Origin of the sequence: Sulfitobacter sp. HNIBRBA3233 (assembly GCF_040149665.1) — a bacterium.
GTDB classification, from domain to species: Bacteria; Pseudomonadota; Alphaproteobacteria; order Rhodobacterales; family Rhodobacteraceae; genus Sulfitobacter; species Sulfitobacter marinivivus.
Map to the genome: position 1 here is coordinate 1,886,730 of NZ_JBEFLP010000001.1, position 14,508 is coordinate 1,901,237.

17 protein-coding genes are annotated in these 14,508 nt (G+C 62.4%); 5 read left to right on the forward strand and 12 right to left on the reverse strand.

Annotated elements, in window-relative coordinates:
- Nucleotides 1-6 precede the first annotated feature (6 nt).
- The 7 genes from ABMC89_RS09195 to ABMC89_RS09225 all read right to left on the reverse strand — a co-directional run bounded on the left by ABMC89_RS09195 (nucleotide 7) and on the right by ABMC89_RS09225 (nucleotide 5,371).
- The gene (locus tag ABMC89_RS09195; RefSeq protein ID WP_349567428.1) at nucleotides 7-837 is read right to left on the reverse strand and encodes a lysophospholipid acyltransferase family protein; all 831 of its coding nucleotides are present in this window, start codon (nucleotides 835-837) and stop codon (nucleotides 7-9) included.
- A gap of 94 nt (nucleotides 838-931) precedes the next feature.
- Nucleotides 932-1,201 carry an HPr family phosphocarrier protein gene (locus ABMC89_RS09200; RefSeq protein ID WP_349567430.1) on the reverse strand — a complete coding sequence of 90 codons (270 nt, stop codon included), beginning with the start codon at nucleotides 1,199-1,201 and terminating at the stop codon, nucleotides 932-934.
- Nucleotides 1,202-1,228: 27 nt separating this feature from the next.
- A complete protein-coding gene (locus ABMC89_RS09205) occupies nucleotides 1,229-1,621 on the reverse strand; it encodes a PTS sugar transporter subunit IIA (RefSeq protein ID WP_349567432.1) in 393 nt (130 codons plus the stop codon).
- Nucleotides 1,618-2,514 carry an RNase adapter RapZ gene (rapZ, locus tag ABMC89_RS09210; RefSeq protein WP_349567434.1) on the reverse strand — a complete coding sequence of 299 codons (897 nt, stop codon included), beginning with the start codon at nucleotides 2,512-2,514 and terminating at the stop codon, nucleotides 1,618-1,620. Before rapZ ends, ABMC89_RS09205 begins: the two co-directional genes overlap by 4 nt.
- On the reverse strand, nucleotides 2,511-2,930 hold the full coding sequence (locus ABMC89_RS09215; RefSeq protein WP_349567436.1) for an HPr kinase/phosphorylase: 420 nt from the start codon (nucleotides 2,928-2,930) through the stop codon (nucleotides 2,511-2,513). Before ABMC89_RS09215 ends, rapZ begins: the two co-directional genes overlap by 4 nt.
- 8 nt (nucleotides 2,931-2,938) lie before the next feature.
- Complete coding sequence (locus tag ABMC89_RS09220) at nucleotides 2,939-4,660, reverse strand: sensor N-terminal transmembrane domain-containing protein (protein WP_349567438.1); 1,722 nt, start codon at nucleotides 4,658-4,660, stop codon at nucleotides 2,939-2,941.
- Nucleotides 4,661-4,669: 9 nt separating this feature from the next.
- Nucleotides 4,670-5,371 (reverse strand): response regulator transcription factor, encoded by a 702-nt coding sequence (locus tag ABMC89_RS09225; RefSeq protein ID WP_349567440.1) that lies wholly within the window; start codon nucleotides 5,369-5,371, stop codon nucleotides 4,670-4,672.
- A gap of 395 nt (nucleotides 5,372-5,766) precedes the next feature.
- Here ABMC89_RS09225 and ABMC89_RS09230 point away from each other — a divergent pair, with 395 nt between their 5' ends.
- The gene (locus tag ABMC89_RS09230) at nucleotides 5,767-7,365 is read left to right on the forward strand and encodes a phosphoenolpyruvate carboxykinase (protein WP_349567442.1); all 1,599 of its coding nucleotides are present in this window, start codon (nucleotides 5,767-5,769) and stop codon (nucleotides 7,363-7,365) included.
- Nucleotides 7,366-7,442: 77 nt separating this feature from the next.
- Here ABMC89_RS09230 and ABMC89_RS09235 read toward each other — a convergent pair whose 3' ends face one another.
- Together ABMC89_RS09235 and ABMC89_RS09240 are read right to left on the reverse strand one after the other, a co-directional pair.
- Complete coding sequence (locus ABMC89_RS09235; protein WP_349567444.1) at nucleotides 7,443-8,159, reverse strand: hypothetical protein; 717 nt, start codon at nucleotides 8,157-8,159, stop codon at nucleotides 7,443-7,445.
- Nucleotides 8,160-8,232: 73 nt separating this feature from the next.
- Entirely contained in the window at nucleotides 8,233-9,135 is a 903-nt protein-coding gene (locus tag ABMC89_RS09240) for a helix-turn-helix domain-containing protein (RefSeq protein WP_349567446.1), read from the reverse strand.
- Nucleotides 9,136-9,284: 149 nt separating this feature from the next.
- Here ABMC89_RS09240 and ABMC89_RS09245 point away from each other — a divergent pair, with 149 nt between their 5' ends.
- Entirely contained in the window at nucleotides 9,285-9,647 is a 363-nt protein-coding gene (locus tag ABMC89_RS09245) for a helix-turn-helix domain-containing protein (protein WP_349567448.1), read from the forward strand.
- Here ABMC89_RS09245 and ABMC89_RS09250 read toward each other — a convergent pair whose 3' ends face one another.
- Nucleotides 9,648-10,415: a sulfite exporter TauE/SafE family protein gene (locus tag ABMC89_RS09250; RefSeq protein ID WP_349567450.1), complete on the reverse strand. Its 768-nt coding sequence runs from the start codon at nucleotides 10,413-10,415 to the stop codon at nucleotides 9,648-9,650.
- Between the two features lie 144 nt (nucleotides 10,416-10,559).
- Between ABMC89_RS09250 and ABMC89_RS09255 the strand changes: the two genes are divergently transcribed.
- The 3 genes from ABMC89_RS09255 to ABMC89_RS09265 all read left to right on the forward strand — a co-directional run bounded on the left by ABMC89_RS09255 (nucleotide 10,560) and on the right by ABMC89_RS09265 (nucleotide 13,347).
- On the forward strand, nucleotides 10,560-12,242 hold the full coding sequence (locus ABMC89_RS09255) for an acyl-CoA dehydrogenase family protein (RefSeq protein WP_349567452.1): 1,683 nt from the start codon (nucleotides 10,560-10,562) through the stop codon (nucleotides 12,240-12,242).
- A gap of 194 nt (nucleotides 12,243-12,436) precedes the next feature.
- Nucleotides 12,437-12,958: a TetR/AcrR family transcriptional regulator gene (locus ABMC89_RS09260; protein WP_349567454.1), complete on the forward strand. Its 522-nt coding sequence runs from the start codon at nucleotides 12,437-12,439 to the stop codon at nucleotides 12,956-12,958.
- Nucleotides 12,955-13,347 (forward strand): META domain-containing protein, encoded by a 393-nt coding sequence (locus ABMC89_RS09265; protein ID WP_349567456.1) that lies wholly within the window; start codon nucleotides 12,955-12,957, stop codon nucleotides 13,345-13,347. Before ABMC89_RS09260 ends, ABMC89_RS09265 begins: the two co-directional genes overlap by 4 nt.
- Here ABMC89_RS09265 and recO read toward each other — a convergent pair.
- Nucleotides 13,322-14,056: a DNA repair protein RecO gene (gene recO / locus ABMC89_RS09270; protein ID WP_349567458.1), complete on the reverse strand. Its 735-nt coding sequence runs from the start codon at nucleotides 14,054-14,056 to the stop codon at nucleotides 13,322-13,324. The genes ABMC89_RS09265 and recO overlap by 26 nt on opposite strands.
- The gene (locus ABMC89_RS09275; RefSeq protein ID WP_349568579.1) at nucleotides 14,056-14,385 is read right to left on the reverse strand and encodes a DUF1491 family protein; all 330 of its coding nucleotides are present in this window, start codon (nucleotides 14,383-14,385) and stop codon (nucleotides 14,056-14,058) included. Before ABMC89_RS09275 ends, recO begins: the two co-directional genes overlap by 1 nt.
- Nucleotides 14,386-14,508 lie beyond the last annotated feature (123 nt).

The following is a 14,508-nucleotide window of genomic DNA, read 5'->3' on the forward strand; positions in this document are numbered from 1 at the left end:
AACGTCCTAGTCTGTCAACGCCAGCGTCTTTTCGCGCAACCACGCCATGAACTTGCGCGGGTCATCAGCGCGCGCGTCGATTTCCGACTGCGGGATCGGGTGGCCCACGATGGGTGCCTGCGGCTTGTTGCAGCTGTGCACGATCTCGTGCAGCAACAGGCCCTGCCGCAGCATCGGCGACACGCGGTTCGCGATCTGGTAGGCGCGTGAATTCTGTCCGGGAAAGCGGATCGGCACCACGGTCGCGCCCGACCGGCGGATCATCTTGGCGGTAAAGACGTTCCATTCCGCCTCGACCGCCGGCCCCCACCAAGTCTCGGAGGCGGCGACGACACCGGAAGGAAACAGCGCAACCACGCCCCCGTCCTTGAGGTGCGCCATCGCCTTTGCCCGCATCTCGACCCCTTTGCGCTGCGCATCGGGATCGTGCGGAAATGGCACGGGGATCATGAAAGATCCGGCGACCTCGTCGATGGATGTCAGCAAAGAGCGGGTCAGGATCCGGTAATCGGGCCGCACCCGACCGATCAGATCGGCAAAAATCATGCCGTCGACCATGCCGTGCGGGTGGTTCGCCACCACGATGACAGGCCCCTCCGCCGGGATCCGCTGAAGCTGCTCTTGCGGGGTCTCCAACGCGATGCCCATCGTATCGAGTGCCGCGCGCCAGAACGCCTGCCCGCTGGGGGCGCCGCGACGCTCGAACTTGCGGATCAGCCGCAGGATGGTCAGCTTGCCGGTCAGCAGCTCGATGGTCGAAATGACGCGGCTTTTCCACGGATCGTCGAATGTCGACGCGTAGGACAGGCTGCTGCGATCATATTTGGTGAAATTCACCTGACCGCTTTCGGCACTGCTCCGGTCACGATTGGCCAAGCTATGCGACTCGTCGATCAAGCAACTCCCCTCCCAGGCATTCCTTGCACGTGTGCTACATGCCTTCGCCGAATTTGCCCGCGACAAGAGCCGACAGCGCCTGTGCCAGCGCATCGGCATCCGGTCCGGACGTTTCGACGTCAATAGAGCTTCCCTTGGCCGCTGCCAACATCAAAAGCCCCATGATACTGTCGCCCGACGCGCTCATCCCGTCCTTGCTGACCTCGGCGCTGGCGTCGAATCCTTCGACAACCTCCACCAGCTTGGCGGAGGCACGGGCATGCAGCCCCTTTTCGTTGACGATCTCAAGCGTGATACGCGGCATGGCGGTGCTCTGTCTTTCGTGCTGGTTTTATTCGGCGCTGACGTTTTGGGCGTCGATATACTTCTTACCAGCTTCCAGCGCCGCACGCACGGCTTCCGCGACGGGCCTGTGGCGGCTTTTCGCAAGTTTGATGAGCATGGGAAGGTTTGCACCGTAGAGAATGCGGCGTCCGGCGGGTTTGCACGCGGGCAGGCTGAGGTTCGAGGGCGAGCCACCGTAAAGGTCCGTGACCACCACAACGCCCTGCCCGGTGTCCACGGCATCGGCGGCTTCGGCGATCTCGATCTTCTTGGCGTCGCGGTCGTGGTCAGCGCGGATCTCGATCGCACGGATCCCGTTCTGTGACCCAACGACATGCTCGATCGCCGCGAGATACTCCCGCGCCAATCCGCCATGTGCCACGATCACGATACCGATCACGTCTCTCGCGCTCCTTCACGCTGCCGTGCAGCAATTTCCCTGTGCCTTATTGACACCTGCCAGCCCACTTGCGCAAGGCGCAAAGCGTGTTCTTCCGCAAGGGTCACGGAACGATGTTGCCCGCCGGTACAGCCGAACGCCACGGAAAAGTGGCTCTTGCCCTCTTCCTGACAGGCCGGAAGGATCAGCAGACTGAGGTCGAGAACCTGCTGCGCGAAGGACGCATAGCGCGGATCGGTCGCGACATATTCGGCGACGCGGGCGTCTGTGCCGTTCAGGGCGCGCAACGACGGCTCCCAATAGGGGTTCTTGAGGAACCGGCAGTCATAGACCATGTCGACAGACCGCGGCAGGCCGCGCTTGTACGAAAACGACTGTACCGTCACCGCAAGGTGACGCTTCCCGCCGGGGGCAAACCATTGTTCGACCTCGGCGCGCAGCTCGTGAACGTTGAGATCGCTGGTGTCGATCAGCACATCCGCACGTCCGCGCAAGGGGGCCAGCAGCTCCTGTTCGGCCTCGATCCCCTCGGCGGGGCGATCCGCGGGGGCCATGGGATGCCTGCGGCGGGTTTCGGAAAACCGGCGCAGCAGCACGTCGGTGCTGCAATCGAGAAACAAAAGCTCTGCCACGACGCCCGGTCGGGCGGACAACTGGCCCAGGAGGTCGATCACCGCGTTAGTGGCGAAATCACGGTTGCGCGCATCGATGCCCAGCGCCAGCGGGCGGGTCTGCGCGGCGGCCTCCAGCAGCGCGGGCATCAACCGGAGGGGCAGGTTGTCGATCACCTCGAAGCCCGCGTCCTCAAGCACGTTGAGCGCAGAGGAGCGCCCGGCACCCGAGGGGCCGGTCACAAGGACAATGCGGTGATGGTTAGGTTCTGTCTGTGTCATTCGGGATCTGTACCACTGCCGCTAAGATAGGCACGAATGGCGGCAGGAAAATAGGGTGCGTCAACCTTGTGCAGACAGGGCAGCTCCCTGTCCAGCAGATCGACGCTGCGCTGCGGCGGTAACCGGTCGGTCTCCGCGATGTCCATTTCGACCGCAAGCACCACTTCCGCCGCTGCGAGGTAGGGCATCCGCAGGATTCCGACGTGGCGCGCCTCGATCCGGCCCGCGATGGTGGCGGGCGGCGCGGCCCAGAGGCGACCGTCCTCGACCCACAGGTTGGTCCGGTCATCGGACACAAGCGCGGCCCCGAGCGCGATCAGTTGCAGCGCCAGCGCTGATTTCCCCGACCCGGATGCCCCGCGGACAAGCACCGCACGCCCCTCCACGGCCACTGTGGTCGCGTGGAGCGTCAGCATGCCCACCCTCAGATGGGCAGGCCCACCACGAACCGCGCACCCAGCGGGTCCGAGGTGATGTCGGCCTCAGTCGGACGAATATTCTCGGCCCAGATCACGCCGCCGTGCGCTTCGACGATCTGCTTGGAAATCGCCAGCCCCAGACCCGAGTTGTTTCCGAAATGCTGTTCGGGACGCTCGGAATAGAACCGTTTGAAAATTTTCGACAGGGCCTGATCGGGGATGCCGGGGCCTGTATCTTCGACCACCACCAGCACGCGGTTGTCGCGCTTGCGCGCCCAGATGCGGATCGCGTCGCCGTCTTCGCAGAACGAAATCGCGTTGGTGATCAGGTTGACGAAAACCTGCGCCAGCCGCGCTTCGAGACCGTGAACGGTGATCGGGTTCTTCGGCAGATCGACGATGAAATCGATGCCCTTGGATTTCGCGTCCTCGCCCAGATACTGCCCCAGATTACCCAGCATGTTCAGCAGATCGAAGGGTTCTTCCTCTTCCTTGACCAGTTCACTGTCGAGGCGCGAGGCATTGGAGATATCGCTGACCAGACGGTCCAGACGGCGCACATCGTGATCGATCACATCCAGCAGCTTTTCGCGCTGGTCCTCGCGCTTGACCATGCGCAGCGTTCCAACCGCAGAGCGCAGCGAGGCGAGCGGGTTCTTGATCTCATGCGCGACGTCGGCGGCGAACTGTTCGTTGCCGTCGATGCGGTTGTAGAGCGCGCTGATCATCCCGCGCAGCGCACCCGACAGGCGGCCGATCTCGTCCGGGCGTCCGGTCAGATCGGGGATGCGGATGCGGCCGGGGTTCATCTTGCGCGCGTTCTTGTCGCGGCCGAGCTCCGCGGCGGCCGCCAGATCGGCCAGCGGATTGGCGATGGTCGAGGCGAGCACAAGGCTCAGCCCCACCGAAACCAGTGTTGCGATGATGAACATCTGGAGGACGCGCTCGCGCTCCCCGCGCACCAGCCTGTCGATCTCGCCGCTGGCAGAGGCGATGGCAACGGCGCCGACAGCGGTACCGCCCTGTTCGATAGGGGTCGCGATGGCAAGCAGCGTCGCGCCCTCTTCATCCTGCTCTTCCTTGATCTGCGGACCGTTGGTCAGGCTCTCGGCGACGACCGGCTTCAGCCGCTCCTCGATGGTCAGGGCCGCGCCGCTGCCCCAGGAGAACGGCGCCGAAACCGCGTTCCACAACCACGACAGACCATCGGTCAGCACCGTCTTGCTTTCGACCTGGTTCTGGCCCGTTGTAGACAGCGTGTCCCGCGCGCCCTCGAACCGCGAAATCAGGGTGCCGCCGGTGTCGTAGACGAAAACCTGAATGCCGCTGCGCAGGTCCAGACCCGCCAGCGTTTCCTCGACATTCACGTCCTGTCCCGACGCGATGTCGGACACGCCCCCGCGCGGAAGCTGCGCCTCGATCACATCCGCGATCAACTCCGCCTCCGACACCAGCGAGGCGGCGCGCTGCACGGCCAGACTGTCACGCGACGAGTTCAGATAAAGGATACCGGCGACAAGAACGTTCAGCGCGATCAGATTGAACGTGATGATCTTCCGCGTCAGCGGCGACGCCCGCAACGAAAAAAGGCCCCGCCGTTCGCGGCGCACCCTTATTTCGTTGGGCGCCGCGCTGTCCGGTGCGACCCAATCGTCCCCCAGAACAACATCGGCATCCCGTTTTGACGGGCCCGTATCGCGCACGAAGTTCCTTTCGGCCAGTGCCATCTTAATGGATCACTCTTCGTTGTATCTGTAACCGATACCGTAAAGCGTTTCGATTGCGGAGAATTCTTCATCCGCGGACCGCATCTTCTTGCGCAGCCGCTTGATGTGGCTGTCGATGGTCCGGTCGTCCACGTAAACCTGATCGTCGTAGGCCACGTCCATCAGCTGGTCGCGCGACTTTACGAAACCGGGCCGCTGGGCCAGTGCCTGAAGCAGCAGGAACTCCGTGACGGTCAGCGACACGTCCTTGCCCTTCCAAGAGACCGCGTGACGCAGCGGGTCCATCCGCAGATCGCCGCGCTCCATCACCTTGGTCTCTTCGGTGTCGCCCACCTCGTCGGTGGCGACAGCATCCTGACGGCGCAGCAATGCCCGGATACGCTCGACCAGCAGACGCTGCGAGAACGGCTTCTTCACATAGTCGTCGGCCCCCATCCGCAGACCGAGAACCTCGTCGATCTCGTCATCCTTGGAGGTCAGGAAGATCACCGGCATCGCCGTTTTCTGGCGCAGGCGCTGCAACAGATCCATGCCGTCCATGCGCGGCATCTTGATGTCGAGAACGGCCATGTCCGGCAAACGCTTGTTGAATGCGTCCAATGCAGCCTGACCGTCGTTATAAGTTTCCACTTCGAAACCTTCGGCTTCGAGAGTCATCGAGACAGACGTCAGGATATTCCTGTCGTCGTCCACCAATGCAATTTTTGACACTGCCTGTTTCCTTGTACTGCTCAATGGATTGTTATTTTTTCCGCCATTGATGCCTCCTTTCGCGGTCGAATCAATTGAAAAATGCGAATCAGCGCATGCAACAGCCACATTTCAGACATAAAATCTTTCGGAATGGCTAAATTGCCGCACATCCTGAGGAAATGCCCAAAAACGCCGGCCGCCCCGCAGATTGGCCTCAGGCTTGCCTGCATCGCTTGGTGGAGCGTATCGCAAATCATCGCTTTGGTGGCGCTAACTGTTCAAACCCGTCTGTTCATTGCGCAAAACCTCATGTTAAGAGGCCGCATCGTGAACCCGCCGCAGGCCGGAAACTCCTGCGGCAATTGCTTCATTTCCGCTCGCGTCATCAGCGCAGGTTCTACAGGAGACACCGGATGCAAACAGGACGGGTCAACCCGAAATTCAGCCTCGAAGATCAAGGGATCAGTGGGCTGGGCGATGTCTACTACAACCTGATCGAACCCGCCTTGATCGAAGCCGCGCTCAAGCGCGACGAAGGCACACTGGGCAAGGGCGGCGCGTTCCTCGTCACCACCGGCAAGTTCACGGGCCGCTCGCCCAAGGACAAGCATGTCGTGCGCACACCGAATGTCGAAGACACGATCTGGTGGGAAAACAACGCCGAGATGTCGCCCGAAGGGTTCGACGCGCTGCACAAGGACATGCTCGCCCACATGCAGGGGCGCGAGTATTTCGTGCAGGATCTTGTGGGCGGGGCCGACCCCAAGCACGCGATCAACGTCCGTTTCGTCACCGAACTGGCATGGCACGGCCTGTTCATCCGCCACATGATGCGTCGCCCCGAACGCGACCAGCTGGATGATTTCATCGCCGATTTCACCGTCATCAACTGCCCCAGCTTCCAGGCCGACCCGGCCAAGCACGACTGCCGCTCCGAAACCGTCATCGCGATGAACTTCGACCGCAAGATGATCCTGATCGGCGGCACGGAATACGCGGGCGAGAACAAGAAATCGATCTTCACCCTGCTCAACTACATGCTGCCCGAAAAGGGCATCATGCCGATGCACTGCTCGGCCAACCACGCCACCGGCAACCCCGTCGATACCGCGATCTTCTTCGGCCTGTCGGGCACCGGTAAAACCACGCTCAGCGCCGATCCCGCGCGCACATTGATCGGCGACGACGAACACGGCTGGTCGAATACCGGCACCTTCAACTTCGAGGGCGGCTGCTACGCCAAGACGATCAACCTCAGCGAAGAGGCCGAGCCGGAAATCTACGCCACCACCGAGAAATTCGGCACCGTGATCGAGAACATGGTCTTCGACGAAGAGACCAAGGAACTCGATTTCGACGACGACTCGCTGACGGCCAACATGCGCTGCGCCTACCCGCTGCACTACATTTCGAACGCCAGCTCCAAGGCGACCGGCGGTCACCCCAAGAACATCATCATGCTGACCTGCGATGCCTTCGGCACCCTGCCCCCCATCGCCAAGCTGACACCGGCACAGGCGATGTACCACTTCCTCTCGGGCTTTACGTCCAAGGTGGCGGGCACAGAGCGCGGCGTCACCGAACCCGAGCCGACATTCTCCACCTGTTTCGGGGCCCCCTTCATGCCCCGCCGCCCCGAGGTCTACGGCAACCTGCTGCGCGAAAAGATCGCCCAGCACGGCGCGACCTGCTGGCTGGTCAACACCGGCTGGACGGGCGGCGCCTACGGCACCGGCAGCCGGATGCCGATCAAGGCGACCCGCGCACTGCTGACTGCCGCGCTGGACGGGTCCCTGCTGAAAGGCAAGTTCCGCACCGACGAGAATTTCGGCTTTGACGTTCCCGTCTCCGTGCCGGGCGTGGCAGACATCCTGCTCGATCCGCGCCGCACATGGGACAACCCCGAAGCCTACGACCGTCAGGTCCAGAAACTGGTCGCGATGTTCGCCGAGAACTTCGAACAGTATCTGCCGCATATCGACGACGAAGTTCGCGCCGCCGCCATCGGCTAGGCCCGACCCCCGCACAAAGGAAAAGGCCGTTGATCCGCTCAACGGCCTTTTTCTTTTGTTCGCCTGGGTTTAGCGGGTCAGGCAGCCATCGCGAACAATTCGCGCAGCGGAAGCTCCAGAAGGAAACTCAGGTCTTCGCGGTGCATGTAGGCCATGAAGGTTTCCATCGGAATCTCGTTGTCCCGCTCGAACCAGCGCAGCGCGCAGGGATCGGTATGCATCCAGCCCGCACGCTCGACCAGCCCCTTGAAGGCAACCGGCTTGAGGATGAAGGCGATGATGTGGTCCGGATCCCAATGCTGGATCGCCTCCCAGAAGCCATAGCGCCCCAGAACGCAGGAAACGCCCTGCCCGCGGAACTGCTTGTCCGCGCCGCCGATCCAGAATTCGCCGTGGTAGGCCACCTGCCCCGTCATGCGCCGCGCCCCCGGTCCTGCGCGATACCGCGACCGTGGCAAATCCAGATCGACATCAGAGGGCGGGAAGGCGCGGAAATTGGCGGCAAGATAATCCGCCACGGTCATCTCGGCCAGCGACAGCATCCGCAGCGCCTGTGTGTGGATAATATCACCTTCGCGGTTGCGACCGATGATCCAGAAGGCGTTACCGGGCCTGATATCCTGCAAAAGCGGGTCGAACGGCGCCCCCAGCGTGTGATCCGGACGTGCCTTGGCCAGATGCTTTCTGTACATTTCGAAGTCGTATCCAACCTCAAGGCCAATGCCGTATTCATTCAGAATATCAGCACTGCTTGCGATGAAGCGATCACCCGGAGGCATGGTAACAAGAGACATATGAGTCGGCCTTTCCTTTTACAGTTAAGGAAAGTCTACCAAAAAAATTCCGTATTGGATGCTTTATTGCAACTTACGATAGGAAATCGATGGCCGCGCTGAGCGGCATGTCGTCCAAAACCGCCGGATCGACACCCGTAATCCGTAGGTCGCAGGGCCGGTCGACGATGGAAATCAGCGCGGGGCTGCCGTCGGGAAGGCGCCCGCCCATCAGAAGCCTTTCGAACACCAGCATGTCGCGCGGACCGCCATCGCTGCGCGGCACATACAACAGCACCTGATCCAGCCGCAGACCCCGCCGCGACTGGATGTCGGCAAAGGGGATGTTGATCAGGTTGGCGAAACGGTCCCCGCCCGGAAACTGGTCAAGCGGCCGGCCCACGCTGCTGCGGGCCTGCGCCCAACCGAACCAGTTGGCGTAAAATGATTTCTCGCCGATTTCCGTACAGATCCAGCTGTCCAGCGAATCGCGGTAGACGATCATGTAGGGGCGGATGCGCTGCATCGCCGGATGCTCCAGCTGCCCCTGGGCTGTGGCCCAGTCGCACACCGCGGCACGCATCAGATCGGACCGGCCCTCCCAGACCCCGCTCAGCGGCTGCTCTTGCTGGTGATAGCCCCAGCCGTCCTGTTCATCGTGGCTGAACCGGTTCATGCCACCGATGAAATCGTAGTTGCCGTTGTACCAGGCTTCACCCTTGTCGAGGATCAATTGCGCGGGCGTCGTGGCGCGCTCACCCAGTTCAGTCAGGGCGTAGCGGCGGTGCTCCACCTCGAACAGCTTGCCGCCAATTGCCTCTTCTAGTTGCGAAATATGGCGCCGGACGGTCTGGCGGGTACTTCCCAGCTCTTCTACGGCCTGCGACAGATTCAACGTGCGGGCGAGTACGGTGAAAGACCGCAACATTTCGTGCAAAAGCGCCGGTGACCCGCGCGACACGCGGCAGTCCGATTTTATGTCCATTTGTTTATTCACAGATCAATTGTTAAATTTATCACCCATTAATGCAACATATATCATCCATCACGTTACCATAAATGTCAGGAAATTGAATAAATCTATCCAATTGATCCAATAAGCTAATTTGCCGAGAACTATGGCATCACAACCAGAGGTTAAAACAGATGGCCCATCCCGTAGATGTTCATGTCGGTCAGAAACTGAAGCAAATTCGGACCTTGCGTCGAATGTCTCAGACAGATGTTGCCAACCGGCTAAGCCTGTCTTTTCAGCAGATCCAGAAGTACGAAATCGGCTCTAACCGCATCGCTGCAAGCCGTCTTTTCGAACTTGCGCAGATCTTCGACGTATCGCCAGCCTATTTCTTCGAAGGCCTTTATGACACGAGCGAAGAGAAATCGGCAAAAGACGACAACTGCATGGAAATCGTCAATGCCATTGCCGCGATCAAGGACGACACCGTCAAAACGCGAATCGTTACCTTTATCGAGGATGTGTCGGGCATGACGGTTGCTCGTCACGGGTGATCAACCCCAGATTGCTCGACGCAACAGGTTAAGACCAGCAATGGTCAGAACCAGCAAGGTCAGGCGGCGAAACACCGTCTGATCGATTCGGTCCATGATACGCCCGCCGACCCACATCCCGATCCCGGCGGGCACGACCAACGCGGCCGAAAACCACAAGGTCTCCATCCGCAGCACGCCGGACACGGCGTGCGCAATCACCAAGGCCACCGCGCCAAGGCCGTAAATCACCCCCTGCACACGCATCTGGTCGTGCTTGGCGGTATCGAGCGCGGTCAGATACAGGACCGTCGGCGGCCCCCATATGCCGGAAACGCCGCCCAAGGCCCCGGCAACACCGCCGACAGCCGCTTCGAGCGGCCTCGACCTGCGCGCCAGTTTCGGCCGCCAGCCCACCAGTTGCAGCAGCGCGAAGAACGTCACCGGACCGCCGATCACCAACAGCATCACCTGCGCCGGCAAAATCCGCACGAACTGTGCGCTCACCAGCAGCGCCAACCCGCCCGCGATCAGGAATGTCCGGAACCGCAAGGTCGATTCGATTGCCGCACGCGGCCCCTGCCGCAGCGCCTGCTGCCCGTTGCTGACCAGCGTCGGCAGAATCAGCCCCGCCAGCGCCAGATCGGGGGCCATGATCATCGTCAGCCCCGACACGAACACCAGAGGCATCGCGAATCCGACGACACCTTTGACAAACCCCGCGACCAGCGCGACCATAAGCGCAAAGATGAGGTCCGCCGTGGAAATAAGGGGTGAAATCGCATCCATGACCCTACATATCATGCAGGATGACAGCCGCACCTCTAATCGCGGGCGAAATTTTCGTCCAAATTGACGCAGCCAAACGTATGTTTGTTGCGCTGCACCTGCAAAGTGGCTATGCCCTGCGGCAACCGGAAAAGGATATGATGAATGGCACATGACGGACAGCTGACAGTCGAAGAACCCATCCTGCTCGACGATCTTCTTTCCCTGGCGGGTGCGGCTGTGGCCCCCGTGGAAACCCTTCTCGAAAAGGCCCGCCAAAGCGTCAAGCGCATGGTGACCGAAGACGGCCGCGTGTCCAACGCGCTGGTAGAGGCCAATCAGACCGCCGCCCACGGGCTTGCGTGGCTGGCCACATACGCGCAATCCCTGCGCCAGATGCAGGCCTGGGCCGAGGCGCTTCAGGCCGACGGCAAGTTCGGCGAAACAGAGGCCCTGATCCACCAGATCGCATTCGGTGAATACCTCTGGCAGATCTACGGCGGCATCCAGATGAATCAGGGCGAAATCGTGCGCCTGCAGGATCTCGGCCTCGGTCAGGAAGACCAGCGCGACCTGATGGACCCCGCGATCATGGCGCTGACCCAGCGCGGCAACACGCAGGCGGCGCGCACGCGCCTTGTCGAGCTGATGCAGGAACAATCAGCCAATGCCACAGTCGGCGCCTCCGGCCTCGACGAGGAGCTCGAGATGATCCGCGACCAGTTCCGCCGCTACGCCGCGGAAAAGGTCGAACCCTTTGCCCACGAATGGCACCTCAAGGACGAACTGATCCCGATGGAAGTCATCGAGGAGCTCGCCGAGATGGGCGTCTTCGGCCTGACGATCCCTGAGGAATACGGCGGCTTCGGTCTTTCCAAGGCGTCGATGTGCGTCGTCTCCGAAGAACTCTCGCGCGGCTATATCGGTGTCGGCTCGCTCGGCACACGCTCGGAAATCGCCGCCGAACTGATCATCGCCGGCGGCACCGAAGAGCAAAAGCAGAAGTGGCTGCCAAGAATCGCATCCGCCGAAACCCTGCCCACAGCGGTCTTTACAGAACCCAACACCGGCTCCGATCTCGGCTCCCTGCGCACCCGCGCGGTGAAAGAGGGCGAGACCTACAAGATCACCGGCAACAAGACGTGGATCACCCACGCCAGCCGCACCCATGTGATGACGCTGCTGGCGCGGACCGACCCGTCGACGGACAATTACAAGGGTCTGTCCATGTTCCTTGCCGAAAAGACACCGGGCACCGACGAAGATCCTTTCCCGACCCCCGGCATGACCGGCGGCGAGATCGAGGTGCTGGGCTACCGCGGCATGAAGGAATACGAACTCGGCTTTGACGGCTTCGAGGTTAAGGCAGAGAACCTGCTTGGCGGCGAGGAAGGCAAGGGCTTCAAACAGCTGATGGAAACCTTCGAATCCGCACGCATCCAGACAGCCGCCCGTGCGGTCGGTGTGGCGCAATCCGCACTCGATATCTCGATGCAATACGCGCAGGATCGCAAGCAATTCGGCAAGGCGCTAATCAACTTCCCGCGCGTCAGCTCGAAACTGGCGATGATGGCCGTCGAAATCATGGTCGCCCGCCAGCTGACCTATTTCTCGGCCTTCGAAAAGGATCAGGGCCGCCGCTGCGACGTCGAGGCCGGCATGGCCAAGCTTCTGGGCGCGCGCGTGGCATGGGCCGCAGCGGACAACGGCCTGCAGATCCACGGCGGCAACGGTTTCGCGCTGGAATACAAGATCAGCCGCGTGCTCTGCGATGCCCGCATCCTGAACATCTTCGAAGGTGCCGCCGAGATTCAGGCGCAGGTGATCGCCCGCCGTATCATGGGCTGAACCTGACGGCTTCCCCGAAGCGCGTTTACCGCGCTTCGGGATTTTTTTCACGATCCGCCCCCTGACGGATTTGTCATCCGCCCCGCTTCAGAATCGGGCAGATCCCTTTCGCGCCGTTCCAATTCGGCCAAAGACCGCCGATCCCCCGTGCCGCCTGCTTGCCGGAGGCGCCCCACGGGCGTAGTTCTGCGCGCATGCCAACCCAACGCCTCTCGCCCGAAAAATGGATCACCGCCGGCTTCCTTGCGCTGGCGCAGAAAGGGCCGTCCGCCCTCGCTGCCGAACCGCTCGCGCGGCAACTCGGCACGACCAAAGGGTCGTTCTACTGGCATTTCAAGGATGTCCCCGCCTATCACGCCGCGCTGCTGCGTGAATGGCACGCCGCCGCGCTCGCCGATGTGCTCGACCTGCTCCGCTCGGACGGGCCCGCCGATGCCCGGCTGCGCCAGTTCGGACGCAGCATTCTCGACGATCCCGCCGAAGCCGCCCTGCGGGTCTGGGCACATAGCGACAAGACCGTTGCGACCACCCTCGCCGAGGTCGACGCCGAACGGCTGATCTACCTCGAACACCTGCTGAAACAGGCCGGTCTGCGCAATCCCGCCTTCGCACAGGCAGCACTCGCTTCGCTGATCGGCCTCCCCCAGATGCAAAGCCACGCCGCCCAGCACGCCGCCTTCGACGCGCTTGTCGATACGGTTCTCGCGCTGGCATGAAGCCCGCGCTGGCGCTGATGGCCTGTCTGGCCCTGATCGCCTGTCAGGGGGATGAAACCGTGCGCGCCTACGGCGGTGCAGACCGCGTCTGGACGCTCAAGGAACTCAACGGCAGCACATTCGGCGCGCGCGCCACGCTCACCTTTCCCGAACCCGGCGAAATCGGGGGCGAAGCCCCCTGCAACAGGTTCTTCGGCGCCATGGAGGCGCCCTATCCGTGGTTCGAAACCGGTGCGATCGGCAGCACGCGCATGGCCTGCCCGGATATCGAGGCCGAAAATGCCTATCTCGCCGCCCTCGATGCGGCCACGCTGGCCGAGGTTTCCGGCGACACGCTGATCCTGTCGAATACGACAGGGCTGGTCATGGTGTTTGAAGCGACCGACTGAACAATTCCACGAATCGCGCGCGCGCCTCCGGCAGGGGCCTCGCCCCCAGATCGGCCGCCAGATGCGCCTGCAGGAAATGCCCCGTGGTGCGGAACGCCTGCGCGATCTCGTGATCGGGCGCATCGCCCTCGCCGCGCAGAACCGGCGGCAAGGGCAGCAACCGGTCGGCCCAGTCGCCCGCGCCCGCCGCCGAAACCGCACGCCCCGACCGCGGCGACACATAGCGCAAATCCTCCGCACTGCCGGTGACGGCGCAGACCGACAGATCCAGCGCATAGCCCATTTCCTCGAGAAGCCCCAACTCCCAGCGCAGATAGGCCAGGGGCCAAAGCTCCATCTGTCCCAGCAGATCCAGCAGCGCCTCGGTGCGTGCGTAAAGCGCCGGATGCGGCTCGCGCTCGGGCAGGCAGAACCCGACAAGCGATGTCACCGCGTTCAGCCCGGCCAGCGCCAGTCGGTCGCCCATGGCCACGGCCGCGCGACTGCGCACCGGCTCCACGGTGAAAGCCCCGATATGATCTTCCAGCCGCGCCCGCCAGGCCAGGTCCAGCTGTGCGCCGGGCTGCAGGATCGGCGCGATCTTGCGGCTGGTCCCGCCGCGCACGACACCGGCGTGGCGCCCCTGTTCGGGTGTGAATACCTCGATGATGGCCGACGTCTCGCCGTGGCGGCGCGCACTCAGAAGGATCCCCCGGTCGCGCCACTCCATCAGCCAAGCCCCTCCTGATCCAGCAGATGCCGCCCCGCGCGGTCTTCTACCTCGATCACCCACAGGTCGGGATCGAACCCGCGCTGGCGGGCGATGGCCGCTTCGACCTCCCCTTCGGGCCCCGCGATCAACTCGCCCCAGACCCTCTCACCGCTCTGCAAATCGAAACTGCGCTGGAAAACCCGCGCCTGCCCGTCAAGCGTGGCAAGCTTCACGATCACGGCGCCGCCGGTATCGTCACCGTGGGCCACGACGAATGCGGGGATATCCATCAGCCGCAACCGCGCCAGATAGGCATCCACCCAGAACCGCGCCGTCAGCCGTGCCAAAGCGTTCTCCACCTGCGCGCCTCACGGGCGCCGCCTGCGCGGCGGCTGCAAGGGGCCACGGCCGGTGTCTCCATTTTGCCCATAAACTCAATCCCGCAGATGCTCCGCGCGCGATGGTTTCCT